Annotated in this window: 21 protein-coding genes; 7 read left to right on the top strand and 14 right to left on the bottom strand. The window is 69.7% G+C overall.

Annotation, left to right across the window (positions count from 1 at the left end):
- Positions 1-16 precede the first annotated feature (16 nt).
- Positions 17-1084 (bottom strand): ABC transporter ATP-binding protein, encoded by a 1068-nt coding sequence (locus tag H7694_RS06140; RefSeq protein ID WP_193598645.1) that lies wholly within the window; start codon positions 1082-1084, stop codon positions 17-19.
- Between the two features lie 110 nt (positions 1085-1194).
- Between H7694_RS06140 and H7694_RS06135 the strand changes: the two genes are divergently transcribed.
- A complete protein-coding gene (locus tag H7694_RS06135; RefSeq protein WP_193598644.1) occupies positions 1195-2001 on the top strand; it encodes a FadR/GntR family transcriptional regulator in 807 nt (268 codons plus the stop codon).
- 34 nt (positions 2002-2035) lie between these two features.
- Positions 2036-2749, top strand: coding sequence for a cache domain-containing protein (locus tag H7694_RS06130; RefSeq protein ID WP_193598643.1), 714 nt, complete (start codon positions 2036-2038; stop codon positions 2747-2749).
- Between the two features lie 160 nt (positions 2750-2909).
- Here the strand turns inward: H7694_RS06130 and H7694_RS06125 are convergent, their stop codons facing one another.
- Positions 2910-3980 carry a PrsW family intramembrane metalloprotease gene (locus H7694_RS06125; RefSeq protein ID WP_193598642.1) on the bottom strand — a complete coding sequence of 357 codons (1071 nt, stop codon included), beginning with the start codon at positions 3978-3980 and terminating at the stop codon, positions 2910-2912.
- Between H7694_RS06125 and H7694_RS06120 the strand changes: the two genes are divergently transcribed.
- Both H7694_RS06120 and H7694_RS06115 read left to right on the top strand, forming a co-directional pair.
- Entirely contained in the window at positions 3979-4155 is a 177-nt protein-coding gene (locus H7694_RS06120) for a hypothetical protein (RefSeq protein WP_193598641.1), read from the top strand. The two genes, H7694_RS06125 and H7694_RS06120, sit on opposite strands and share 2 nt — an antisense overlap.
- Before the next feature lie 164 nt (positions 4156-4319).
- Complete coding sequence (locus tag H7694_RS06115) at positions 4320-5189, top strand: fumarylacetoacetate hydrolase family protein (RefSeq protein ID WP_193598640.1); 870 nt, start codon at positions 4320-4322, stop codon at positions 5187-5189.
- Between the two features lie 93 nt (positions 5190-5282).
- On the opposite strand, the gene H7694_RS06110 is transcribed toward H7694_RS06115, so the two are convergent.
- From H7694_RS06110 to H7694_RS06095, 4 genes are all read right to left on the bottom strand, one after another.
- Positions 5283-6743 (bottom strand): aspartate ammonia-lyase, encoded by a 1461-nt coding sequence (locus H7694_RS06110; RefSeq protein ID WP_193598639.1) that lies wholly within the window; start codon positions 6741-6743, stop codon positions 5283-5285.
- Positions 6744-6793: 50 nt separating this feature from the next.
- Entirely contained in the window at positions 6794-7711 is a 918-nt protein-coding gene (locus H7694_RS06105; RefSeq protein WP_193598638.1) for a phosphodiesterase, read from the bottom strand.
- A 102-nt stretch (positions 7712-7813) separates the two neighbouring features.
- Positions 7814-8149 carry a peptidase gene (locus H7694_RS06100; RefSeq protein ID WP_193598637.1) on the bottom strand — a complete coding sequence of 112 codons (336 nt, stop codon included), beginning with the start codon at positions 8147-8149 and terminating at the stop codon, positions 7814-7816.
- A complete protein-coding gene (locus H7694_RS06095; RefSeq protein ID WP_193598636.1) occupies positions 8146-9612 on the bottom strand; it encodes an inorganic phosphate transporter in 1467 nt (488 codons plus the stop codon). Before H7694_RS06095 ends, H7694_RS06100 begins: the two co-directional genes overlap by 4 nt.
- Before the next feature lie 197 nt (positions 9613-9809).
- Between H7694_RS06095 and H7694_RS06090 the strand changes: the two genes are divergently transcribed.
- Entirely contained in the window at positions 9810-11900 is a 2091-nt protein-coding gene (locus tag H7694_RS06090) for a S9 family peptidase (RefSeq protein WP_193599099.1), read from the top strand.
- A 502-nt stretch (positions 11901-12402) separates the two neighbouring features.
- Positions 12403-13182 carry a hypothetical protein gene (locus tag H7694_RS06085; RefSeq protein ID WP_193598635.1) on the top strand — a complete coding sequence of 260 codons (780 nt, stop codon included), beginning with the start codon at positions 12403-12405 and terminating at the stop codon, positions 13180-13182.
- Positions 13183-13420: 238 nt separating this feature from the next.
- On the opposite strand, the gene H7694_RS06080 is transcribed toward H7694_RS06085, so the two are convergent.
- From H7694_RS06080 to truB, 6 genes are all read right to left on the bottom strand, one after another.
- Positions 13421-14449 (bottom strand): 6-phosphofructokinase, encoded by a 1029-nt coding sequence (locus tag H7694_RS06080; protein ID WP_193598634.1) that lies wholly within the window; start codon positions 14447-14449, stop codon positions 13421-13423.
- Between the two features lie 220 nt (positions 14450-14669).
- Positions 14670-16829, bottom strand: coding sequence for a DEAD/DEAH box helicase (locus H7694_RS06075; protein ID WP_193598633.1), 2160 nt, complete (start codon positions 16827-16829; stop codon positions 14670-14672).
- 172 nt (positions 16830-17001) lie between these two features.
- Positions 17002-17949 (bottom strand): bifunctional riboflavin kinase/FAD synthetase, encoded by a 948-nt coding sequence (locus tag H7694_RS06070; protein WP_193598632.1) that lies wholly within the window; start codon positions 17947-17949, stop codon positions 17002-17004.
- Positions 17946-18383 (bottom strand): hypothetical protein, encoded by a 438-nt coding sequence (locus H7694_RS06065; protein WP_193598631.1) that lies wholly within the window; start codon positions 18381-18383, stop codon positions 17946-17948. Before H7694_RS06065 ends, H7694_RS06070 begins: the two co-directional genes overlap by 4 nt.
- A gap of 27 nt (positions 18384-18410) precedes the next feature.
- Positions 18411-18779: a hypothetical protein gene (locus tag H7694_RS06060; protein WP_193598630.1), complete on the bottom strand. Its 369-nt coding sequence runs from the start codon at positions 18777-18779 to the stop codon at positions 18411-18413.
- On the bottom strand, positions 18776-19669 hold the full coding sequence (truB, locus tag H7694_RS06055) for a tRNA pseudouridine(55) synthase TruB (RefSeq protein ID WP_193598629.1): 894 nt from the start codon (positions 19667-19669) through the stop codon (positions 18776-18778). The genes H7694_RS06060 and truB overlap by 4 nt, the downstream gene beginning before the upstream one ends.
- Positions 19670-19800: 131 nt before the next feature.
- On the opposite strand from truB, the gene H7694_RS06050 reads away from it, so the two are divergent.
- Entirely contained in the window at positions 19801-20697 is an 897-nt protein-coding gene (locus tag H7694_RS06050; protein WP_193598628.1) for an A/G-specific adenine glycosylase, read from the top strand.
- Positions 20698-20818: 121 nt separating this feature from the next.
- On the opposite strand, the gene rbfA is transcribed toward H7694_RS06050, so the two are convergent.
- Together rbfA and infB are read right to left on the bottom strand one after the other, a co-directional pair.
- Complete coding sequence (rbfA, locus tag H7694_RS06045; protein ID WP_193598627.1) at positions 20819-21268, bottom strand: 30S ribosome-binding factor RbfA; 450 nt, start codon at positions 21266-21268, stop codon at positions 20819-20821.
- Between the two features lie 63 nt (positions 21269-21331).
- Positions 21332-24088, bottom strand: coding sequence for a translation initiation factor IF-2 (gene infB / locus H7694_RS06040; protein WP_227468313.1), 2757 nt, complete (start codon positions 24086-24088; stop codon positions 21332-21334).
- Positions 24089-24105: the final 17 nt, after the last annotated feature.

The raw sequence follows: 24105 nt of genomic DNA, 5'->3' as shown, positions 1-24105 counted from the left end.
GGTGGGCCGGGGTCGGTCAGGGGAGGCGGGCAGCGTGCGCGGGGTTCCACGCCACGCGCACACGGTCGCCGCGGTGCGCGGCTGCGGCGCCGTCGTGATGGGCATTGGGCCGTTCGGCGAGGATGTCGACACCGGCATCCGTGGTGACGAGGAAGCGGGTCGACGGACCGGTGTACACGGTCTCGCCGATCGTGCCGGCGAGTCCGACCTCGCCGGCGGCGAGGTCGTCGTCGGCGGGCAGCATCCGCACCCGCTCGGGACGGATGCTCATCGCGCGACGGTCACCCGTGAGCTCATGCGCCAGGTCGGCGGAGATGAGGTTGGACAGCCCCAGGAAGCGTGCCACGAACTCGGTCGTGGGCTCCTCGTACACCTCGCGGGCGGTGCCGATCTGCTCGATCCGGCCGTTGTTGAACACGGCGACGCGGTCGCTGAGGGTCAGCGCCTCCTCCTGATCGTGCGTGACGAAGACGAAGGTGATCCCGACCTCGCGCTGGATGCGCTTCAGCTCGATCTGCATGTGCTCGCGCAGCTGCTTGTCGAGGGCGCCGAGCGGTTCGTCCAGCAGCAGCACCTGCGGACGCAGGATGAGCGCGCGGGCCAGCGCGATGCGCTGCCGCTGCCCGCCGGAGAGCTGATGCGGCAGGCGATCGGCGACGTGGTCGAGACGCACGCGCTCGAGCGACTGCCGCACCTGCTCGACGCGGTCGGCCTTGCTCGTGCCGCGCACACGCAACCCGTAGCCGACGTTGTCGGCGATGGTCATGTGCGGGAAGAGCGCATAGTCCTGGAAGACGGTGTTCACGTCACGTGCGTGGGGCGGCGTGCGCGTGACATCGACGCCGGAGAGGCGCACGGTTCCGGAGGTGGCCTCCTCGAAGCCGGCGATGATCCGCAGCACGGTGGTCTTGCCCGAGCCTGAGGGCCCGAGCATCGAGAGGAACTCCCCCGGTGCCACGTGCAGATCGAGATCGCGCACGGCCGTGAAGTCGCCGAAGGACTTCGAGAGCCCCTGCAGGGAGACGCTCCCCTGCTGGTCGGTCGCGCTCCTCGCATCGGGCGAGGTGGGTGCGGCAGTCGTCATCGTCGTGCTCCTCGATCATCGTCGAATTCGAAGGTGGGCTTAAACATATAAAACCGTAGGACATATTTCAAGTCTTTCCGCGAAGTCGTCGGAAGTGCGAGAATCCCGGTATGGATCCGCTGACATCGCCGACGGAGACGATCTCCGACGCACCGCCCGTGGCGGCAGCGGCACGGCGCGCCCGTCAGCCCCACCGACTGCACGGCGCGCTGTTCCAGCCGATCGGCGACGAGGGCCGCGCCGAACTGGTGGAGCGCCGCCTGGTCGATGCCATCCATCGCGGTCATCTGCGCGCCGGAGAGCGCCTCCCCTCCGAATCCGAGCTCGCCCGCAGCTTCGGCGTCGCGCCCGTCACCGTGCGCGAGGCGCTGCTGACCGTGCGCGGACGCGGTCTGATCGTGACCAGGCGCGGGCGCAACGGCGGCAGCTTCGTCGTCGATGACGCCGATCCGCTCGCCTTCGCCCGTGCCGAGCTCGCCCGCACCTCGCGCATCACGCTGCGCGACATGGGTGCGCACTACGCCGCCATCACCGCCGCCGCGGTGCGGCTGGCCGCGCGGCGCGCGGACCCCAGCGAGATCGGCCGCGTGCTGCAAAGGCTCGAACGGCTCGAGGATCTCGACCAGGACCAGCAGCGCCGTGTACTCGACGACGTGCAGGTCGAGCTCGTCTCGCTCAGCCAGTCGGCGCGTCTGACCCGCGAGCAGATGAAGCTCCAGGCCGAGTTCTCGCCGTACCTGCGGCTGGCGGGCCCGGATGCCGAGGGCGTGCGCGCACAGACCGCGAGCCTGGTCCGCATCATCACCGCAGTGGAGTCGGGCGACCCCGACGAGGCGGCGCGGCGCACCGAGAACATGGTCACCGACGTCATCGACGCGCTGATCAGCCTGCAGGGCTCACCCGAGAGCCCTGTATGAACACCGCACCCATCGACGTGCACAGGAGGACGCGATGAGCACAATCACCACCACGGCGGCGCCGGCCGGCGCCGCGCAGATCGTGCAGGACTACTTCGGATCCCCGATCCGCACCCTGCTGGAATGGGTCGCACCCTGTGCGCAGGAGCTCGCAGGGCTGCTGGCCGCAGGCGCGCTCACGAGGGCGAAGCTCGACGCCGTCGTCGAGCCCTACGCGCTGCGCACCCTCGACCTTTCCGATGCCCCGGTGTACGGCGCCGGCTTCATCGCCGCGATCGACCTGCTCGCCGACGCACGCGGACACCTCGCCTGGTGGCAGGGTTCCGACCGGCGCAAGCTCGTACTCGCCTCGCAGACGGTGAACAAGGAGCACATCGACTACAGCGAACTGGAGTGGTTCCGCGTGCCGATGAGCACCCGGCTCCCTCACGTGGCCGGTCCCTACGTCGACTACCTCTGCAGCGACGAGTACACCATCACGATCGCCGTCCCCGCGATCACCGCCGACGGCGCACAGCTGGGCGTCGCGGGACTGGATCTGCTGGTCTCCGAGGTCGAGCGCGAGCTGACCCCGCGCTTCGCGGCTCTCGGCCAGCAGGTGACCCTCGTCAACGGCGTCGGCCGCGTGGTGGTCTCCACCGACCCGCGGTGCGCGACCGGCGACTCGGTACGCGGCAGCCGCCTCGCCGAGCTGCCCCGCATCGCGTGCGAGGGCGTGGCCCTCGACGTGATCGTCGAGAGCATCTGACACCTCACAGCCGTCCGGCTCTTGACTTCCGCCGAGGTCAGGGGCACCCTAGTCAGTAGATCAACTCAGCGCCCGGGAGACTCGCAGGCATCGCCGCAGCACCGGGCGCTGAGTCTGTCCGCGGCGGTCTCGGTCGCCTGTCAAGCAGCGCCGATCCGGCTCAGTAGGCCAGCAGCTGCGCCCTGGTCGCGCGGGTGCGCAGCAGCAGCGCGTGCTCATCCGCCGCCGCATAGGCATCGTGGCCGTTGATCGCCCGCTGCCGCACAGCGGCGAGGGTCGTCGCGTCACGGATGAACGAGCGCATGAGCACTCTCCTGTCACCCCGCAGCCCTGCCGCCCACTGCAGCCCCACCCGACGCCCGGCGGGCGTCGCCAGCATGACGACCTCCTCGGGGGTGAACCAGCCTGCCGCCGCATAGTCGCCCAGGCGCAGCTGCGTCAGACGCGCCTCCTCGCGCCGCAGCAGCACGATCGCGATGATGAACGCGAGGAACAGCGGCACCTGCGTGGTCAGGTACAGCAGCAGGAAGTCACCCAGCAGCGACGAGCCGTTCCAGAAGGCGTGCAGCACGATCGCGCCGACGACGCCGACCGATCCCGCGCCGAAGGCCCCAGCGCCGGTGGCACCGCGGCGGACGGCGAGCCCGATCGCGAAGCCCGTCAATGCGGTGAACATCGCGTGCGCGAACGGCGAGACGAGGCCGCGCAGGATGAAGGTGACGGTGAGCTCGCCCGCCCCGCCGGTGACGAGGCTGATGCCGAAGTACTGGATGTTCTCGGTGTACGCGAAGCCCGCTCCGACCAGGGCGCCGTAGACCACGCCGTCCACCGGGCCGTCGAACGCCCGCCGCCCGATCGCGAACACCAGCAGCACGCCCGCGCCCTTCGCGATCTCCTCGACCACCGGCGCCTGGACCAGTCCGCTGAACATGGCGTCCCGCGAACCGACCGCGAAGCTCAGCATCAGGTCGAACAGCAGCGTGATGCCGACCGACACGACCGCGCCCCACGCCAGGGCGAAGATCACCAGACTGCGCGGCTCGGGTTCCCAGCGATCGATCAGGCGCACCCCGAACAGCACGATCCCGAGCGGGATGAACGCCAGCACCAGCCCCACCACCGAGGCGCCCGCGCCCAGGAACAGCGCGAAGTAGGCGACCAGGGCCATCAGCGCGAAGCCCAGCACCCCGAACATCCAGATCGAGACCGAGCGGCCCTTCCGCACCGGCATGGGCAGCGCCGGAATCGCCGGCGCCGGAGACGGCGGCACCGGCGCGGGATGCGAACCGGTCGCCGGGAACACGGATGCGGTCGCCGCAGAGCCGTGCGGTGCTCCCGCCGCCGAGGGCGCGCCGTACGCGGGCTGGGGAGGCCTGTCGTGGAAGGGCTGCGGAGGCCGCCCGTAGATCGGCTGCGGCCGGATGCCGTGGGCAGGCCGCCCTGCTCGCCGGGAAGGCGGCCCCGAGGGAGGCGGCGGTGCGTCTGCCGGGGGCTGTCCTCCAAAGCTCATAGGGAAAGCCTAGAGGGAGCCTCGCCGCGCTCCGGCATGCCTGCCGGTAGCGTAGAGGGCATGCGGTTTGCCCATCTGCGCGCGAGCGACACCGACTCCCTCCACCTCGCGGTCATCGACGGCGAGGATGCGATCCTCGTCAGCGACCTCCTCTCCCCCGCCCCGCGCACCCTGCAGGAGCTCATCGAGGGTGGCGACGACCTGCTCGACCGCGTCCGCGCCGCCGTCGGCGAGGCGTCCGCCCCACGGCATCCGCTGGACGGGTTCGGGTTCGACTCCGCCGTCATCGACCCGCCCGCGATCCTCGCGGTCGGCCTGAACTACTCCGCCCACTCCAGCGAGCTCGGGCTGAAGACCGACACCGCCCCGACCGTCTTCACGCTGTGGCCCAACTCGCTCACCGGCCACGGCCGCACCACGAGCTGGCCCCGCAGTCTCAGCGAGTCGATCGACTACGAGGCCGAGCTCGGGGTCATCATCGGGCGGCCGACGAAGGACGTAACCGCCGAGAACGCCCTCGACGCGGTCTGGGGATACACGGCGGTCAACGACGTGACCGCGCGCGACATCCAGTTCGCCGAGGCGCAGTGGTCGCGGTGCAAGTCCTTCGACGGCTTCACGCCGACAGGCCCGGTCGTCGTGACCGCCGACGAGATCCCCGACCCGCAGGATCTGCACATCTGGGCCGTCGTCGACGGTCACACCGTGCAGGACGCCAGCACCGGCCAGATGGTGCGCTCCGTCGCCACCCTCATCGCGCACCTGTCGACCTCGGTCACGCTGCTGCCTGGCACGCTGATCTCCACCGGCAGCCCCGGTGGTGCCGGCTACTCCCGCGACCCGCAGATCTTCCTGCGCGACCGCTCCACCGTGACGGTCGGGATCGCGGGCATCGGAGAGCTCACCACGCACTGCCGCATTCTGGACTGATCCCCGCGCCCGCGGGCGCCGGACATGCAGAAGGCGGATGCCGTACGGCATCCGCCTTCTGTGCTGTGAGGACGCAGCTCGTGGGCGTGGGGATCAGTTCTCCGGAAGGTCCTCGGCGGCGATCACCGGGATCACCGAGGTGACGGCCTCGAGGCCCGACAGCCGCGCGGGCGAGATCTGCTTCATGACCTCTTCGCGCGACATCAGGCCGGCCTCGACGACGAGGTCGGCGATGTTGCGGTTGGTCAGCAGCGCGGTCTTCGCGAGTGCCGCCGAGGCCGCGTAGCCGATGAACGGCGTGAGCGCGGTGACGACGCCCACCGAGGCGCCGACCATGGCGCCCAGACGCTCGCGGTTGGCGGTGATGCCGTCGACGCAGTTCACGCGCAGCGTCCACATGGCCTGGCGCATCCAGGTGATGGACTGGAAGATCGAGTGCGCGATCACCGGCTCGAAGGCGTTGAGCTGCAGCTGCCCGCCCTCGACCGCCATGGTGACCGTGACGTCGGCGCCCGCCACCGCGAAGGCGACCTGGTTGACCGCCTCGGGGATGACCGGGTTGACCTTGCCCGGCATGATGCTCGAGCCGGCCTGCATGGCGGGCAGGTTGATCTCGCCGAAGCCCGCCTGCGGACCGGACGACAGCAGACGCAGATCGTTGCAGATCTTCGACAGCTTGATCGCGTTGCGCTTGAGTGATGCCGAGAACGACATGAAGGCGCCGGTGTCGCTGGTCGCCTCGACCAGGTCGCTGGCGGTGCTGAGGTTCAGCCCGCTGATCTCGCGCAGGTGGCGCAGCACTGTCGCCGCGTAGTCGGGGTGCGTGGTGATGCCGGTGCCGATGGCGGTCGCGCCCATGTTGATCTCGGTGAGCAGCGAGGCGTTCTCGGTGAGCCGGCTGTGGTCCTCGCCGAGCGTCGTGGCGAAGCCGTGGAACTCCTGACCGAGCGTCATCGGAACGGCGTCCTGCAACTGGGTGCGCCCCACCTTGAGGATGTCGTGGAATTCCCCCGCCTTGCCCAGGAACGACCGGCGCAGCAGGTCGAGTTCGTCGAGCAACGAGCGCAGGTTCAGCGACAGGCCGATCTTCACGGCCGTCGGATACACGTCGTTGGTGGACTGGCTGCGGTTGGTGTGGTCGATCGGCGATAGGTACGCGTAGTCGCCCTTCTCACGCCCGGCCATCTCGAGCGCGATGTTCGTGATGACCTCGTTGGCGTTCATGTTCGTCGACGTACCGGCGCCGCCCTGGATCACGCCGACCACGAACTGGTCGTGGAACTCACCGTCGATGACGCGCTGCGAAGCGCGGTCGATGAGGTCTGCGCGCACCTCGTCGAGCACGCCGATCTCGCGGTTCGTGCGGGCGCTGGCCTGCTTGACCATCGCGAGGGCCCGGATCAGGTCGGGGTAGACGGAGATCGGCCTCTTCGTGATCGGGAAGTTCTGCTCGGCCCGCAGCGTGTGGACGCCGTAGTACGCGTCAGCGGGGATCTCGAGGCTTCCGATCGAGTCGGTCTCAATACGGGTCAGGGCAGGCGCGTCAACGGCCATGTCACATCCTTGTGGGTAGTGGCGATCAGTACTCGGGGGATGCCACCAGTCTACGCCTGCGCCACGGGCGGCTTGCGGGAGAAGACCTCGAGTCGCTGCTGCGGCGACAGCCGCGCCATCTGCTGCAGCCACTCCTCGCTGAAGTAGTCGCCGGTGGGCGCATCGGCCACCGGAACCACGGTGTGCGTGATCGTCTCGGGGCGCACGTGGACGAGCTGGAACGACTGGGCGGCATCCATCCCGTTGACCTCGGTGGCCGCTCTGCCGAGGTTCATCGTGTAGCAGGTCGACGAGGCGACGCTCACCGGCACGCCCGCGAACATCCCGGATGAGGAGTAGTGCAGGTGCCCGGCGAGGATGCCGCGCACGTCGGTGCCGCGGATGACCTCGGCCAGTTCATCCTGGTGGCGCAGCTCGAGGATGTCGAAGAGCGGCACGTGCGCCGGCAGGGGCGGGTGGTGCATCGCCAGCAGCGTGCCGTGCGGAGCCGGTTCGGACAGCACGCCGGCCAGCCACTCGCGCTGCTGCTCGTCGACATCGCCGTGATGCCAACCGGGGATGCTCGTGTCGAGCGCGATCAGGCGCAGACCGTCGAGATCCCACACCCCTGTCACCGGATCCTGGGTGGGCGGCCCGTCGAGCAGTCCCTCGCGCAGCGCGGGGCGCTCGTCGTGGTTGCCCGCGACCCAGATGATCGGGCAGCCCAGCTGCGCCGCCACCGGCTCGAGCGCCGCGCGCAGACGCCGGTAGGCGTCGGGCTCGCCGAGATCGGTCAGGTCTCCCGTGACGACGATCGCGGACGGATGCGGATGCACCCGGCTGACGCTCGCGAGCGTGAGGTCGAAGTTCCCCTCACTGTCCGCGCCACCGGCGTGCCTGGCGCCGTCGGCCAGGAAATGCGGGTCGCTGAGGTGGATGATCGTGTGGGACGCCGGCTGGTGGCGCCCGAAGACGGGCAGATCGACCATGCGCTCAGCCTACGGCCGGACGACGACATCCACGATGACGCGCGACCGGGGCGGCGTGCGTGCGCTGCGCCGCCGTCGGACGCGTCCGACGGTGCGTCGCGATCAGAAGCCGATGACGATGAGTAGGATGCCGCCGAGCACGGCCGCGCCGCACAGTACGAAGAAGAGGATCGCCGCGCCGAACGCCAGCGTCTTCTGCCCCTCGCTCAGCGGGCTCTTGCGTGCGGCCTTCGCCGCCGCCTTCTCCGCACGGCGGATCTCCTTGTCGGAGAGCACGGTGATCGCGTCGGTGAACTCCGCCGGCGTCACGACGGGCACGCGACCGGCGCGCACCAGCATCCGCAGACCGAGGGCGTAGAACACCACGGTCGCGACGGCGCCGATCATCGCGGCGAGGAACACGTTCAGGAATGCGCCCCAGTCGATCACCACGCTCATCGGGCGTCCTCCTGCTCGTCGATCGCGAGATCCCACTCGGCGAGCTTGGCCCGCGCGCGTCGGCTGGCGCTGAGGGTCTCCCACTCCTGCGCCGCCTTCTCGGCATCCTGATACTTCTGCGCCGCCTTCTCGGCGGCCTTGCGCGCGGCCTTGACCTCGCTGGGCGAGCCGCCCGCCTTCTTGAGCTTCTTGGCGCGACGTGCCGCACGCTCAGCCTCATCGGCCTTGCGCTCGGCGCGCTCCAGCGCGCGCATCAGCTCGATGCGGCTGGTGCGACGGGTCGGACCAGGTACGTCGGGAAGGTCGACGGCGTGACCGGACGCGGCCACGTCGCTCATCGCGTTGGCGTGCGTGACGGCATCCCGGCGGGAGCGCAGGAACAGGCCGAAGATCACGATCAGAGCTAGGACGGCGTCGATCGCGACGCCCCAGCCGCCCAGCCAGACGACGATCAGTGCGGCGAGGCCACCGACACCGCCGGCGGCCGGAAGGGTGAGCAGCCAGCCGATCGCGATGCGCCCGGCCGTGCGCCAGCGCACGCTGGCGCCGCGGCGGCCCAGGCCCGATCCGATCACCGAGCCGGAGGCGACCTGGGTGGTCGACAGCGCGAAGCCGAGGGCGCTCGAGGCGAGGATCGTGGCGGCCGTGGAGCTCTCGGCCGCGAAGCCCTGCGCCGGCTTGACCTCAGTCAGGCCCTTGCCGAGTGTGCGGATGATGCGCCATCCACCGAGGTAGGTGCCCAGCGCGATCGTGAACGCACAGGCTGCGATCACCCAGAACTCGGGGTTGTGGTAGCTCTCGCTGTTCGGGTCGCCGGTCTGCCAGCCGACCGTGATCAGCGCGAGCGTGATCACGCCCATCGTCTTCTGCGCGTCGTTCGTGCCGTGCGCGAGGGCGACCATCGACGAGGTGAAGATCTGACCCCAGCGGAAGCCGGAGCGCCCGTCGGGCTTGCCGTCATAGCGACGCGTGAGCCCGTAAGCCACCTTCGTCGCCGTGTAGGCGATGATCCCGGCGGTCAGCGGGGCGATCACAGCCGGAAGCACGACCTTCGACATCACGACACCGAAGTTGATGCCCGAGACGCCGACACCGACGAGGGTGGCGCCGATGAGACCGCCGAACAGGGCGTGCGACGAGCTGGAGGGCAGGCCGAGCAGCCACGTGAGCATGTTCCACGTGATGGCGCCGATGAGTCCGGCGAAGATCAGCTGCGGCAGCAGAGCGTTGGAGATGTCGCCCTCGTTCACGATGCCGCCCGAGACGGTCTTGGCGACCTCGGTCGACAGGAACGCGCCGACGAGGTTCAGCACGGCCGCGAGCAGCACGGCGGTCTTGGGCTTCAGCGCACCGGTCGCGATGGGCGTCGCCATCGCATTCGCGGTGTCGTGGAATCCGTTTGTGAAATCGAAGAAGAGCGCCAGCGCAATGACCAGCACGACGACGAGGGCTGCGGTTTCCACCGTTCTCTTTCGTTGGGATTGCCAGGAGGGGATGCCGCCGCGGCGGCGTGACGAACGAAGAGTTCACCGTGGGTTCATGTTCCGTTAACGGGCCCGCCTGAATCCTCCCACCCGGGTCCCCGTCGGTCAACTTCACCCCGCACCCTCGGCCCCGGCGGGGACCGCTCCGCTAGCGTTGAGGAGTGAGCGATTCCCGCATGCCGCCGCCCGCCGCGGCCCGACGTCCGATCACCCGCACCCACCACGGCGACGCGTTCGAGGACGCGTACGAATGGCTCAGGGCGAAGGAGGATGCCGAGGTGATCGCGCACCTCGAAGCCGAGAACGACTACGCCGAGGCCCGCACCGAGCACCTCGGCGCTCTGCGCGAGACCGTGTTCCAGGAGGTCAAGGCGCGGGTGCTCGAGACCGATCTGTCGGTGCCGACCCGTCGCGGCGACTGGTGGTACTACGCCCGCACCGAGGAGGGCGCGCAGTACGGCATCCAGTGCCGCACCGCGGCGATCGGCGACGTCTGGACGCCTCCCGTTCTCGAGCCGGGTGTCCCCGTGCAGGGCGAGGTGGTGCTGCTCGACGGTAACGCCGAGGCCGAGGGTCACGAGTTCTTCTCGCTGGGCGCGTTCGACATGTCGGAGGACGGCTCGCGGATGCTGTGGTCGGTCGACCTCGAGGGCTCGGAGCTGTACACGGTGCACGTGCGCGACCTCGGCTCGGGCGAGCGGCTCGCCGACGTGATCGAGAACACAGGGCAGGCGTTCCTGACCCCCGACGGGCAGTCGGTGATCTACACCACGCGCGATGACGCGTGGCGGCCCGACACCCTCTGGCTGCACCGCATCGGCACCCCCGCCGACGATGACGTGAAGCTGTTCCATGAGCCCGACGAGCGGTTCTGGCTGGGCGCCGGCATCACCCGCAGCCGGAAGTACCTCGTGATCGGGCTCGGATCGAAGATCACCAGCGAGGAGCTGCTCGTCGATCTCGCCGACCCGACCTCGGCCCCGCAGGTCGTCTGGCCGCGTCGTGACGGAGTCGAGTACGCCGTCGACCACGCCGTCGTCGACGGCGAGGACCGACTGCTGATCCTGCACAATGACGGGGCCCTGGACTTCGAGCTCGTCTCGGTGGCGGCATCCGACCCGCAGGGCGACCGGCAGGTGCTGCTCCCCCACACTCCCGGGCGCCGGCTGCTCGATGTGGACTGCTTCCGCGATTTCGCGACGGTGGAGTTCCGCACCGACGGGATGCCGCACGCGGCGCTGCTCGACTACCGCACCGGTGAACTCGACGTCGTCGGGTTCGACGAGCCGCTGTACGAGGCGTACTTCAGCGGCAACCCGGAGTGGCACTCGCCGTTCCTGCGGATGGGCTACGCGTCGTTCGTGACGCCGTCGACCGTGCTCGACCTCGAGCCGTCGACCGGGGTGAAGCACGTGCGCAAGCAGCAGCCCGTGCTGGGTGGGTACGACCCGGCGGAGTACGGGCAGCGTCGCGAGTGGGCGACCGCGCCCGACGGAGTGCGGGTGCCGATCTCGCTGGTCTGGAAGCGCTCGTTCGGAGATCCGGGTGGGGAGGTGCGCCCGGTGCACCTGTACGGGTACGGCTCGTACGAGCACTCGATCGACCCCGGCTTCTCGACCATGCGGCTGTCGCTGCTCGACCGCGGCGTCGTCTTCGCCGTCGCCCACGTGCGCGGCGGTGGAGAGATGGGCAGGCACTGGTACGAGGACGGCAAGGAGCTCAGCAAGCGCAACACCTTCACCGACTTCATCGCCTGCGGTCGCCACCTCGTCGACACCGGCGTGACGACCCCCGAACGGATGGTCGCCGAGGGCGGCAGCGCCGGCGGTCTGCTGATGGGAGCGGTGGCGAACCTCGCGCCCGAGCTGTTCGCCGGCATCCTCGCCAGCGTGCCGTTCGTCGACGCTCTGACGTCGATCCTCGACCCGTCGCTGCCGCTGACCGTCGTGGAGTGGGACGAGTGGGGCGACCCGCTGCACGACCCCGAGGTCTACGCCTACATGAAGACGTACACGCCGTACGAGAACATCCGACCCGGCACCGCCTATCCGCGGATCCTGGCGATGACCTCGCTGAACGACACCCGGGTGCTGTACGTCGAGCCCGCCAAGTGGGTGGCCGCGCTGCGGTACGCCGGCGCGCAGGACGTCATCCTCAAGTGCGAGATGTCCGCCGGGCACGGCGGCGTGAGCGGACGGTACAACGCCTGGCGCGAGCGGGCGTTCGAGATCGCCTGGATGCTCGACGTGCTGGGCCTCGCCGGCTGAAGCCGGCCTGCTGGAGGGGCGCGTCTTCCCGCGGCGTGTCTCGGTCGAAACTGCCGGCCGACTGCAGGCCCGCGCCTCATTCCCACCATGTCCCACAAGATGCGGGTGCCGGTTCCCGGCACCCGCATCTTCTGCGACACCATCCGGGTGCATGTCCCAGAAGGCGCTACTCACCGCGCCGACGACCCGCACCTTCTCGGACATGCCGCAGTGGCGCGTTCCTCCTGCACAGGAGAGCGGATCGACGCGGTTGTGCACAGGCGCTGGAATGCGGATCCCACGACCCACCGCGATGGGCTGAGATCGAGCCATGTCTCACCGGACGCCCCTTCCACTGAACCTCCGCACCGACCCATTCGCCGTGGCGACTGCCCGTCGTCTCGGGGTCAGTGCCTCGCGCCTGAGAGCCGCGGATCTGCTCGCCCCGACACGAGGAGTCCGGGTTCCGCCTGCGGCGCTCACGACGAGGGCACCCCTGACGGATGCGACGCCCGCAGCACGCATGGAGGAGCTGAAGAGAGTCCTGCTCGACGACATCAGAGGCATCGCTCCTGCATTGACCGAGCATCAGTTCTTCAGCCACGAGACCGGTCTGGCGCTGCTGGGCACGCCGCTGCCCTTCACGTCAGCCCCCAGACGGGCGGTGCATGTCTCGGTGCGGCGGCCGCATCCCCAGCCGCGACGGCGAGGCGTGATCGGCCACCGCCTTCAACAGCGGGAGCCGGCACGGTGGGCGGTGCAGGGCCTCCCCGTGGAACACCCCGCTCGCATGTGGCGGCAGGCCGTCGCTCACTGGAGCGTGGACGACCTCATCGTCGCCGGCGACTTCCTCGTCCACCCGCGCAACTCACTGCTTACGATCGATGATCTCTGGGAGGAGGTCCTCGCCGGCGGTGATGTGCGCGGTCGACTCGTCCGCGCACTGCAGGAGATCCGCGTCGGCTCGGAGAGCCCTGAGGAGACCCGCCTGCGGCTGCTGCTCACGCGTGCGGGACTGCCGGAACCGGATCTCAACGTCGAGCTGCGCGATTCGACCGGCGCGTTCATCGCGCGTCTGGACCTCGCGTATCGGAAGTATCGCGTCGCCCCGGAGTACGACGGCCGGCAGCATGCATCCGATGAGCAGTTCGCGAAGGATGCCGACCGCTGGGACGCGATTCGCCGGCAGAACTGGGATCATGTGCGCATCCTCAGCCATCACGTGCGTCCGGATCCTCGGATCGCCGTCGACAAGGTCGCGAGGGCTCTCGTCGCCGCCGGCTGGCATCCCGGACTTCGGTGACGTGCGCACGCATGTCTCAGAACCTGCGGGTGAGGCTGCCCGGCACCCGCATCTTGTGGGACACGCTCGATGAGAGAGGGATGTCCCAGAACTGGCGGGTGGGGCCGCCCTGCACCCGCACCTTGTGTGACACGCACGAGGAGGATGTCTCAGAAGCGGCGGGTGAGCCTGCCCCGCACCCATATCTTGTGAGACATCGGTGAAGGGGCGCATGCCGAACCGCTCAGGGCGCGGCGGGTCAGCCGAACAGGGCTGCGGCCTCCTCGTAGCGCGACAGCGGCACGGTGTTGAGCTCGCCGAGGGCCTCTTCGAACGGCACCCGCACGATGTCGGTGCCGCGCAGAGCGACCATCTGACCCCAGGCGCCGTCGACGAGCGCGTCGGCGGCGCTCAGCCCCAGGCGGGTGGCGAGCACGCGGTCGAAGCCGGAGGGCGAGCCGCCGCGCTGGATGTGCCCGAGAACGGTCGAACGGGTCTCGATGCCGGTGATCCGCTCGATCTCAGGCGCAAGCACCTCGCTGATGCCGCCGAGACGCGGGCGGTTGAAGGCATCCAGACCCTTGTCGCTGTACGCCTCGTCCATACCCTTGAGCGTGAAGCCCTCGGACACGACGACCAGCGGCGCACGGCCACGGTCGTTGGCACGCGAGACGAGCGAGCAGATCTCGTCCATCGACATCGGCACCTCGGGGATGCAGATGACGTGGGCGCCGGCTGCCATACCCGCGTGCAGGGCGATCCAGCCGACGTGACGGCCCATGACCTCTGCGACCATGCAGCGCTGGTGCGAGTCGCCGGTGGTGCGCAGGCGGTCCATGGCATCCGTGGCGATGTTCACCGCGGTATCGAACCCGAACGAGTAGTCGGTCGCGCGCAGGTCGTTGTCGATCGTCTTCGGCACCCCGAGCACGTTGATGCCGTCCTTGGCGAGTCGGTCGGCGGCGGCCAGGGTGCCCTCGCCGCCGATCGCGACGATGCCGTCGATGCCGTGCGCCGCGAGCGTGTTCGCGATGTTCTCGGCGCCGCCGCGGCTGGTCTCGTACGGGTTGGTGCGGCTGGTGCCGAGGATGGTGCCGCCCACCTTGGACAGGCCCTTCACCTCATGGCGGGTCAGCGGCGAGAAGTCCCCCTCGACGACGCCGCGCCAGCCGTCGCGGATGCCGACGAACTCGAGGTCGTAGGTGGTCGTGCCCTTGAGCACGATTCCGCGGATGACCGCGTTCAGGCCGGGGCAGTCGCCGCCGCTCGTGAGAATGCCGATCTTCATGCTGCTGCCTTCGTGCTTCGGGAAAGAGGGAAAAGGCGACGCTGCCCGACTTCGACCCTAGTGCGGAACCCCGCGCGACGCCATTCACACCACGTGAAAACGTACGATCTTGCTCCGCACCGAGATCGATCCGGCGCTTCTTGGGCGAATCATGTCATCCGACACGAAAGAGGGCGCCAAGAACCGAAGTTCTTAACGCCCTCTTCGAGGATGATGACGATCAAGCTCCGCCGAGCGCCTCGCGCAGCAGGTGCATGAGTGCCGCCAGCTGCACCGACTCGCTCGCCGACTCCTCGACGGCCTCGCCGTCGAGTGCCCGGGCCGCGAGACCCTGCTTCTGGTCGATGAGCTCGGCGATCTTCGTGTCGATCGTGTGCGCCGCGATGATCCGCCAGGCCGTCACCGGCTCGTCCTGACCGATGCGGTGCACACGGTCGATCGCCTGCGTCTGCTCGGCCGCCGTCCAGCTGAGCTCGGCCAGCACGACGTTCGAGGCCGCCTGCAGGTTCACCCCCACACCGGCTGCGGTCAGCGAGCAGACCGCGATTCCGACGGACGGATCCGTGTTGAACGCATCGATCGCCTCCTGACGGGCGGGCGTCGACTGGTCGCCGCGGATGGACACAGCGTTGATGCCGGATGCCGCGAAGTGCGCCTCGGCCTGATCCATGACGTCGATGTGCTTGGCGAAGAAGACGACCTTCTCGACCGAGCGCTGCAGCTGCGCGGCGTAGTCGGCGGCCAGCAGCGCCTTAGCCTGGCCGATCCGGCGCACCATCGTGAAGACGTTGTCGCCGCCGGTGCCTGCGGCCTTCGACTCCTCGAGTTCGTTGTGCGCGACGAGACGCACGATGTCGTCGTCGATCCGCCCGGCCGACGTCCTGACCGCGCTCGAGGTGCCCGCCGCGGCGCGCGCCTCGACGATCCGACGGTACTTCGCCGCCATCCGCTCGCCCAGCTCGCGCTCGGCCTGACGGATGCTGCGCCCGAACTCGTCGTCGAGCTGCACGGGCAGATCGGCGATGAGCTTGTCCGGCAGATCGGCGGCGACGTCCTTCTTCTTGCGACGGACGATGCCCATCGAGATGACGGCCTCGCGCGCCTCGCCGTAGAACGACTTGTCGGCCGGGGTCAGGCCGGTGGCGTCGAGCTTCTCCATCAGCTCGGGGCCGGGCTTCTCGCCGTTGGTCCAGCCGAGGAAGCGCCAGATTGCGTCGAAGTCCTCGACGTCGTTGATCAGCGGGGTTCCGGTGAGGGCGAGCAGCAGCGGATCGCGCTCGCGCTCACGGATGCGCGACGCGAGGGCGAGCACGTTCTGCGAACGCTGCGAGGAGAGGTTCTTGATGAAGTGCGCCTCGTCGACGACCATGCCCTTCAAGCCGATCGCGCCCAGCCAGGACAGGTGCCGGTCGAGGATCTCGTAGTTCACGATGAACACGTCGGCGAAGGCATCGATGTCGGTGCCGTCGCCCTGGATCACGGTCGCGTGGCGCTGCGGCGTCCACAGCTCCACCTCGCGGGCCCAGTTCATCTTCACGACGTTCGGCACCACCACCAGCAGCGGGTAGGCGTTCGCGACGGATGCCGCGAGCACCGACTGGGCGGTCTTGCCGAGACCCGGCTCATCGGCGAGCAGGAAGCTGCGGTGTCCGGCACGAACGGCCTCGACGAAACGCGACTGGTGCACCATCATGTCGCGCCCCTTGGGCGAGACCTGGTCGAACTCGGGAGTGGGTGGCAGCTCCATGGTGGCCGCTCCCCCGCCCGCACCCGACTCGAACGCCTTGTACAGCGGCCCCATCAGCTCCCAGCCGTCCAGGCGACGTCGCGGTGCGGCGGCGGCGCGCGGAGTGAGGTCGGGGGCGAGGAACGGGTTGGCCAGCTGGCGCGACTCGACCGAGGGCGGGGTGACCTGCTTCTCGGCGAGAGCGGCGGGCACGACGGGCGTGACCCGCACCGGTGCGATGTCGGTGATGACGAGCTCTTCGGGGGCGAGCTCCGCACCCGACTCGAGCAGCCAGTCGCGGCGCATCCGCTTGGCGACCGGCGAGGTCGCCTGGTCGGCCTCGAGCAGCTGGATCAGCGACGTGTCGCGGGCGGCCGTCTTGGCGAGGATCGTCGCGACGCCGTCCAGACGCTTGAGCAGCTCGCTGCGCGCGGCATCCGTCAGTTCGGCATCCGCCTTCACGCGGGCGCGCTCCTCGCGCACCAGGAAGGCGATCACCTGGAACTTGACCCGATTGGTGGGCCCCAGCTTGGCGCGCTGCGCCTTCGCCTCGATCTCTCGCACCTTGCGCGCGAGGATCGGGATCAGCGGCGCCTCCTCGTCACGACGAGACGTCTTCTTGCGCCGCGGTGCGGCCGTTGCCGTGGTCGGCATGCTCCTCCTGAGCGTGAGTGCCGAAGTGCCGAAGAGCCCTTCGGTTCCTACTGTGATCCGCGTGTGGCGCCAGCCAGGACCTTGCGGAGTGCGGCTCTCGGTCTGCGCGCGTGCTGCGGCCGTCGACGAGTGCCCGGCGCCAGTTTACGGCATCCCGCGCGGAATGCGCCGGTCAGGTCAGTCCGAGTCGCCTGCGCGCCTCGGCGACGTCGGCAGCGATCTGCGCGATGAGCGCGTCCATGCCGTCGAAGGCGGTCATACCGCGCAGGTGGTCGGTGAACTCGACCGTGGCGCGGTGACCGTACAGGTCGAGCCCCGATTCGCCGAGAACGTGCGCCTCGACCTGACGACGTTCCACGTCGTCGAATGTCGGGTTGGTGCCGACCGAGATCGCGGCCGGATGCCGGATGCCGGTGACGTGGTCGTCCAGCCAGCCGGCGTACACCCCGTCGGCCGGCGCGAGTGCGTCGATGACCTCCGACAGGTTCGCGGTGGGGAATCCGAGTTCGCGTCCGCGCTTGAGTCCGTGCACGACCTCGCCGGTCACGGTGACGGGCCGGCCCAGCACCTCGGCGGCACCCGCGACATCGCCGGCCGCGAGCAGCTCGCGGATCCAGCTCGACGACACCCGCCGATCGGCGCCGGCCGGGTGCACGTCCTCGACGACGTCGACGGTGAAGCCGTACTGCGGGCCCAGCTCACGCAGCAGCTCGGGGTCGCCCTTGCCGCCGCGCCCGAACCGGAAGTCGCGGCCGACGAGCACCGTGACGACCTGCAGGGCGTCGACGAGGATGCGCTTGACGAACTCCTCGGCCTCGAGCGAGGCGAGAGCGCGGTCGAAGGTGAGCACCAGGGTGGCGTCGATCCCCAGCTCGCCCAGCAGCTCGATCTTGCGCTGGGTGGCGACGACGTTCTCGGGGCACAGCTCGGGGCGCAGCACCTCGAGCGGGTTGCGGTCGAAGGTGACGGCGACGGACTTGGCGTGCGCCGACTGCGCGTCGACCTTCATGCGCTCGATCACCACGCGGTGCCCGACGTGCACGCCGTCGAACTTGCCGATCGCGACGACGCTCGGCCCGAATCCTGCCGGCACCTCGGCCGGGTCGCGGAAGACGATCATGCCGTCACCTGCTTCGGGGGATGCACGCGCAGCCACCACAGGCCCAGCACGGGCAGCACGACCGGGATGAAGACGTAGCCCATGCCGAAGTACGACCACACGCTGTCATGCCCGAACAGCGACGGCACGAGCAGGCTGAGCGAACCGACGATCAGCACGCCGCTGAGCTCGAAGACGATCGCGATCCAGGCGACCGCGTACCAGCCGCGCCGATGCGCGAGGATCAGCGCGAGGGTGGCGAGGATGTAGACGACCGCGGCGAGGGCCGACAGCGAGTATGCGAGGGGCGCCTCGTCGAAGCGGCGGACGATCTGCACGAAACTGCGTCCGGTGGCGCCGAGCGCCATGACCGCGTAGACGATGACGAGGACCCGGCCGATTCCCGTCATCCGGGTGCGCGCGGGGGCCTGGGGCGAGACATCGGTGTGGGACATTGCGTCCACCATCCTAATCCGCCGCGCTCATGCGATCTGCACGGTCCAGATCGTCTGCATGCGCCACAGCATGATCGCCAGCGCGAAGCCGACGACGCCGAGGACGACCGTGCTCCACCTGCTGCGATCCAGCAGCGCCCACAGCACCCCGCCGACCGGCAGCAGCAGTGCGCCGATCAGGTACACCCAGTACTCGAGCAGATCGCCGGTGGGCGGGTTCCCCGCCAAGGGGGCGACGATCGCGACGACGACCTGTGCGATCAGCAGCACCTCGATCAGCAGCACGCTGCCGACGGTGTAGTCGCTGGGGCGCCGGCCGGCGAAGCCGGCGGTCAGGCAGAACAGACCGGCAGCACAGGCCACCGCGATCTGGACGACGGTGAACCACAGGATCACGCCTGCACCTCCGCGATGTTCATGGCGCTCTTGATGTCGTGTCCTCTGGCCTCGACGACGCCGACGAGAGCACCGTCGGGATCGACGGCGGCGACCTCGGATGCCGTGAGCCTGTCGCGCTGCCCCACCAGCCGCTTGCCCTGACGCAGGTCGCGGGCCTCGTCCGCGGTGACGTGCAGGACGGGCAGCACGCGGGATGCCGCTTCGGCGGGGGTGAGCGTGCGCGCACCGGCGAGGTCGTCGATGCCCACGGCATCCGCCACGTCGAAGCCGCCGACCCGGGTGCGGCGCAGCGCGGTGAGGTGCCCGCCGACGCCCAGTCCGTCGCCGAGATCGCGGGCGAGAGCCCGGATGTAGGTGCCCGAGGAGCAGTCGACGACGACGTCGAGGTCGAGGAAGCCGTCGGTACGGCGCTGCGCCAGCAGCTCGAACCGCGACACCGTCACCTGCCGGGCGGCGAGTTCGACGCCCTCGCCCGAGCGCACCAGGTCGTAGGCGCGGCGGCCGCCGACCTTGATGGCCGAGACCGAGCTGGGAACCTGCGAGATCGCGCCGGTGAGGGCGCGGATGCCGCGCTGCACGGCCGCGTCGTCGACGTGTGCCCAGGCCGCGGCATCCGCCGTCGCGACGATCTCTCCCTCGGCGTCGTCGGTGGTGGTGCGGGCGCCCAGGCGGATCGTCGCCGTGTAGGTCTTGTCGGCGCCGACGATGTAGGTCAGCAGCCGGGTGGCGCCTTCGATGCCGATGACCAGCAGGCCGGTGGCCATGGGGTCGAGCGTGCCGGCGTGGCCGACCTTGCGGGTGCCGAACGCCCTGCGGGTGCGGGCGACCACGTCATGACTGGTCAGCCCGCCGGGCTTATCGACGAGGAGGATGCCGTGTGATGCCACTCCTCAAGCCTACCGAGCCGCGAGCACCGCTCCCCCGCGTCTATATGGCGCAAAGTCCCGCAAAACCTGCACGATAGCGGCACTTTGCGTCATATGGACGGGTTCGAGGGCGGGCCGTCTAGGCTGGCGGGATGCCCGTGGATCTCGCCATCTCCCCCGATCCGGCGGTGGTGTCGGCGTGGTATCAGCGCGAGGCCCGAGATCTGCCCTGGCGCCGTCCGGAATTCCACGCCGCCTACGGGGCCTGGGGCACGCTGGTCAGCGAGTTCATGCTGCAGCAGACCCCGGTCGCCAGGGTCATCCCCCATCTGGAGGCGTGGCTGGAACGCTGGCCGACCCCGGATGCGATGGCCGCCGCCACGCCCGCCGAGGTGGTGCACCAGTGGGCGAACCTCGGGTACCCGCGCCGGGCACTGTGGCTGCACCGCGCCGCGGTGGAGGTCGTCGCACGGCACGACGGCACGGTGCCGCGCGACGTCGACGCTCTGCTGGCGCTGTCGGGGATCGGCGAGTACACCGCACGCGCCGTGGCGGTGTTCCACTACGGCGATCGGCATCCGGTGGTCGATACGAACACGCGCCGGGTGATCGCGCGTGCCTTCGACGGACGCTCGCAGCCGGATGCCCCCTCGAAGCGCGATCTGCACCGCATGGCAGCACTGCTGCCGGACGACGACGCGGAGTCGGCGGTCTTCAACGCGGCGATGATGGAGCTCGGCGCGACCGTGTGCACGGCGCGATCACCTCGCTGCGAGCAGTGTCCTCTCGCGGCGAGCTGCGCCTGGCTGCGCGAGGGCCGCCCCGACACGGGTGACGGCCGACGCAGGCAGGCGAAGTACGAGGGTTCGGATCGGCAGGCGCGCGGTGGCGTGCTGCGCGCTCTGCGAAACGCCGACGGCCATCGGCTGCCCGCCGATGAGGTGCTGGCCGATTGGCCGGATGCCGCTCAGCGCGACCGCGCGATCGACTCGCTCATCGCCGACGGCCTCGTCGAGGCCGCCGACAACGCCCTGCTCCTCCCCCGCTGACTCCGCGACTCCCCCGCGCACTCCGCCGAAACCCCTCACAGTTGCCGAAACCCCTCGTGATTCGCGCGATTCACGAGGGGTCTCGACGCTCAGGAGGGGTTTCGGCGGAAGGAAGGAGGGGTCAGCGGTCGAGGTGGTCCTCGTCGTCCTCGTCGTCGGCGTCGCGGACGTAGGGGTCCGCGTCTCCGGCGTGCGTGGCACCGGCGGCGAGCTTCGCCACCTCGGCGTCGCGCTCGCGCGCCTGGCGAAGCAGGTCGGCGATGTGCCCCGCCGTCTCGGGCAGCGCGTCGGGGATGAACTCGAGAGTCGGCACCAGACGCACGTTCAGCTGGCGTCCGACCTCCTTGCGCAGCATCCCGGTCGCCGAGTTCAGCGCCGCACCGCTCGCGACGCGCTCCTCATCGGAGCCCAGCACCGTGTAGAACACGGATGCGTGCTGGAGGTCACCTGAGACGCGCACGTCGGTGATGGTCACGAACCCGAGGCGCGGGTCGCGCAGCCCCTTCTCGAGGCGCTCGGCGAGGATGACGCGGATGCGATCCGCCAGCCGGGCCTGTCGTTCTCCAGCCATTTCCCACTCCCTGTGTGACTGATGAGGGGCGCCCGCAGGCGCCCCTCATCGCTGTCTTTCGGATCAGCCTCGAGGCTTCTCGACCATCTCCGTGGTCTCGATCTCGTCGCCGATCTGGATGTCGTTGTACTTGCCCAGGCCGATACCGGCCTCGAAGTCCGTGCGGACCTCGGTGACGTCATCCTTGAAGCGGCGCAGCGACTCGATGGCCAGGCCATCGGCGATGACGACGCCGTCGCGGATGACGCGCGCCTTGGCGTTGCGCGTGATCGTTCCCGAGCGGACGATGACACCGGCGATGTTGCCGAACTTCGACGAGCGGAACACCTCGCGGATCTCGGCGACACCCGACTGGACCTCTTCGAACTCCGGCTTGAGCATGCCCTTGAGGGAGTTCTCGATCTCCTCGATGGCCGAGTAGATCACCGAGTAGAAGCGGATGTCCACGCCTTCGCGGTTGGACGCCTCGCGTGCCTTCGCATCCGGACGGACGTTGAAGCCCACGATGATCGCGTTGTCGATCGTCGCGAGGTTGACGTCCGACTCGGTGATGGCGCCGACACCGCGGTGGATGATGCGCAGCTGCACCGAGTCGTCGACCTCGATCTTGAGCAGCGACTCCTCCAGCGCCTCGACGGCACCGGACACGTCGCCCTTGATGATGAGGTTGAGCGTCTCGACCTTGCCCTCTTCGAGAGCACGGGTGAAGTCCTCGAGCGAGATGCGCTTGCGGGCCTTGGCCAGCTGGGCGTTGCGCTCGACGGCTTCGCGCTTCTCGGCGATCTGGCGAGCCATGCGGTCCTCGTCGGTGACGATGAAGGTGTCACCGGCGCGGGGCACGGAGTTCAGACCCTGCACCTGAACCGGACGCGAAGGCGCCGCCTCGGTGACGGTCTCGCCGTTCTCGTCGAGCATGGCGCGGACGCGGCCGTACGCGGTGCCCGCGACGATCGCATCGCCGACGCGCAGCGTTCCGGACTGGATGAGCACCGTGGCGACCGAACCGCGGCCCTTGTCGAGCTTCGCCTCGATCGCGACGCCTCGCGCCGCCTTGTTCGGGTTGGCTGTGAGGTCCAGGCCCGCGTCGGCCGTCAGCAGGACGGCGTCGATGAGCTCCTGGATGCCGGTGCCCTGACGGGCCGACACGTCGACGAACATCACGTCTCCGCCGTACTCCTCGGCGACCAGACCGTACTCGGTGAGCTGCTGGCGCACCTTGGCGGGGTTGGCCTCGGGCTTGTCGACCTTGTTGACCGCGACCACGATCGGCACCTGGGCCGCCTGGGCGTGGTTCAGCGCCTCCACCGTCTGCGGCATGATGCCGTCGTCGGCGGCGACCACGAGGATCGCGATGTCGGTCACCTGCGCACCACGGGCACGCATGGCGGTGAACGCCTCGTGACCCGGGGTGTCGATGAAGGTGACCGCACGCTCGATGCCGTCGTGCTCGGTCCAGATCTGGTACGCACCGATGTGCTGGGTGATGCCGCCGGCCTCGCCCTCGATGACGTTCGTCTGACGGATCGCGTCCAGCAGGCGGGTCTTACCGTGGTCGACGTGACCCATGACGGTGACCACGGGAGGACGGATCTCGAGGTCGTCCTCGTCCTCCTCCTCGAGCTCCTGCTCGAGGTTGAGGCCGAAGCCCTCGAGGAGCTCCTTGTCCTCGTCCTCGGGCGAGACCATCTGGATCTTGTAGCCGAGCTCGGCACCGAGGACCTCGAAGGTCGCCTCGTCCAGCGACTCGGTCGCCGTGGCCATCTCGCCCAGGTTGAACAGGATGGTGACGAGCGTGCCGGGCTGGACGGTGTAGCCGTTCAGTGCCTCGAGCTTGTCCGCGAAGTCGGCGATCGATGCACCGCGACGCAGGCGGATCGTCTCGCCGTTGCCCTTGGAGACGTTGACGCCGCCGACGACCGGCGCCGACCGCATCTCGAATTCCTGCCGCTTCGCCCGACGCGACTTGCGCTGCTTGCTCTTGCCGCCGCCCTTGCCGAAGGCACCGGCGGTGCCACCGCCGGGACCGCGGCCACGGCCGCCACCACCACCGGGGCGACCGGCGAAGCCGCCGCCGCCACCGGGACGCTGGAAACCGCCACCTGCACCGGCGCCGGCACCTGCACCCGGACGACCGGGGCCGCCGGAGCGCTGCTGGAACGGTGCGCCGGGACGAGCACCCTGACCGCCGCGCGCGCCACCGGGACGACCGGGGCGAGGCGCGCCGATGCGCGGGGAGCCGGGACGCGGAGCCTGCGGCCGCGGGATGTTGCCCGGGGTCGGACGCTGGCCCATGCCCTGCGCGGAGGCGAACGGGTTGTTGCCCGGGCGGGGACCCGCCGGACGCTGACCCATGCCCTGCGCGGACGAGAACGGGTTGTTGCCGGGGCGCGGAGCACCCGGCTTGGGTGCGCCACCGCCGCCCGGCTTGGGGGCTGCGGGCTTGGCCGCACCCGGGGCCGGAGCCGCGGGCTTCTCCTCGGCTGCGGGCGCCGCCTGCTCGGGGGCGGACTGCTCGGGCGCGGCGGCCGGAGCCTGAGGCGCTGCGGGCTTGGCGGGGCCGGGCTTCGGGCCGGGCACGGGGGCGCCGGGCCTGGGAGCGGAAGCGGGCGCCTTGGCGGCGGGCTTCTCGTCGGCCTTGGCGGCCGGCTTCGCCGACGGATCGGCGGCGATGGCAGCGCGAAGCTTGCGCGCCACCGGCGGCTCGATGGTCGATGAGGGACTCTTCACGAACTCGCCGAGCTCCTTGAGCTTCGCGAGTGCGAACTTGCTGTCGACGCCGAGTTCAGCGGCGATCTCGTGCACGCGTGGTTTACCAGCCACAATTCTCCTGTCAGGGT

The sequence above is a fragment of the Microbacterium sp. YJN-G genome (genome assembly GCF_015040615.1).
Classification (GTDB): Bacteria; Actinomycetota; Actinomycetes; order Actinomycetales; family Microbacteriaceae; genus Microbacterium.
The sequence above is the reverse complement of the archived record's forward strand: the minus strand, read 5'-3'. Positions and strand labels throughout refer to the sequence as shown.

Coding starts and splice junctions, on each gene's coding strand:
- H7694_RS06140 (WP_193598645.1), bottom strand. CDS start 1,084: ATGACGACTGCCGCACCCACCTCGCCCGATGCGAGGAGCGCGACCGAC.
- H7694_RS06135 (WP_193598644.1), top strand. CDS start 1,195: ATGGATCCGCTGACATCGCCGACGGAGACGATCTCCGACGCACCGCCC.
- H7694_RS06130 (WP_193598643.1), top strand. CDS start 2,036: ATGAGCACAATCACCACCACGGCGGCGCCGGCCGGCGCCGCGCAGATC.
- H7694_RS06120 (WP_193598641.1), top strand. CDS start 3,979: ATGGGCAGCGCCGGAATCGCCGGCGCCGGAGACGGCGGCACCGGCGCG.
- H7694_RS06125 (WP_193598642.1), bottom strand. CDS start 3,980: ATGCCGGTGCGGAAGGGCCGCTCGGTCTCGATCTGGATGTTCGGGGTG.
- H7694_RS06115 (WP_193598640.1), top strand. CDS start 4,320: ATGCGGTTTGCCCATCTGCGCGCGAGCGACACCGACTCCCTCCACCTC.
- H7694_RS06110 (WP_193598639.1), bottom strand. CDS start 6,743: ATGGCCGTTGACGCGCCTGCCCTGACCCGTATTGAGACCGACTCGATC.
- H7694_RS06105 (WP_193598638.1), bottom strand. CDS start 7,711: ATGGTCGATCTGCCCGTCTTCGGGCGCCACCAGCCGGCGTCCCACACG.
- H7694_RS06100 (WP_193598637.1), bottom strand. CDS start 8,149: ATGAGCGTGGTGATCGACTGGGGCGCATTCCTGAACGTGTTCCTCGCC.
- H7694_RS06090 (WP_193599099.1), top strand. CDS start 9,810: ATGCCGCCGCCCGCCGCGGCCCGACGTCCGATCACCCGCACCCACCAC.
- H7694_RS06085 (WP_193598635.1), top strand. CDS start 12,403: ATGGAGGAGCTGAAGAGAGTCCTGCTCGACGACATCAGAGGCATCGCT.
- H7694_RS06080 (WP_193598634.1), bottom strand. CDS start 14,449: ATGAAGATCGGCATTCTCACGAGCGGCGGCGACTGCCCCGGCCTGAAC.
- H7694_RS06075 (WP_193598633.1), bottom strand. CDS start 16,829: ATGCCGACCACGGCAACGGCCGCACCGCGGCGCAAGAAGACGTCTCGT.
- H7694_RS06070 (WP_193598632.1), bottom strand. CDS start 17,949: ATGATCGTCTTCCGCGACCCGGCCGAGGTGCCGGCAGGATTCGGGCCG.
- H7694_RS06065 (WP_193598631.1), bottom strand. CDS start 18,383: ATGTCCCACACCGATGTCTCGCCCCAGGCCCCCGCGCGCACCCGGATG.
- H7694_RS06050 (WP_193598628.1), top strand. CDS start 19,801: ATGCCCGTGGATCTCGCCATCTCCCCCGATCCGGCGGTGGTGTCGGCG.
- rbfA (WP_193598627.1), bottom strand. CDS start 21,268: ATGGCTGGAGAACGACAGGCCCGGCTGGCGGATCGCATCCGCGTCATC.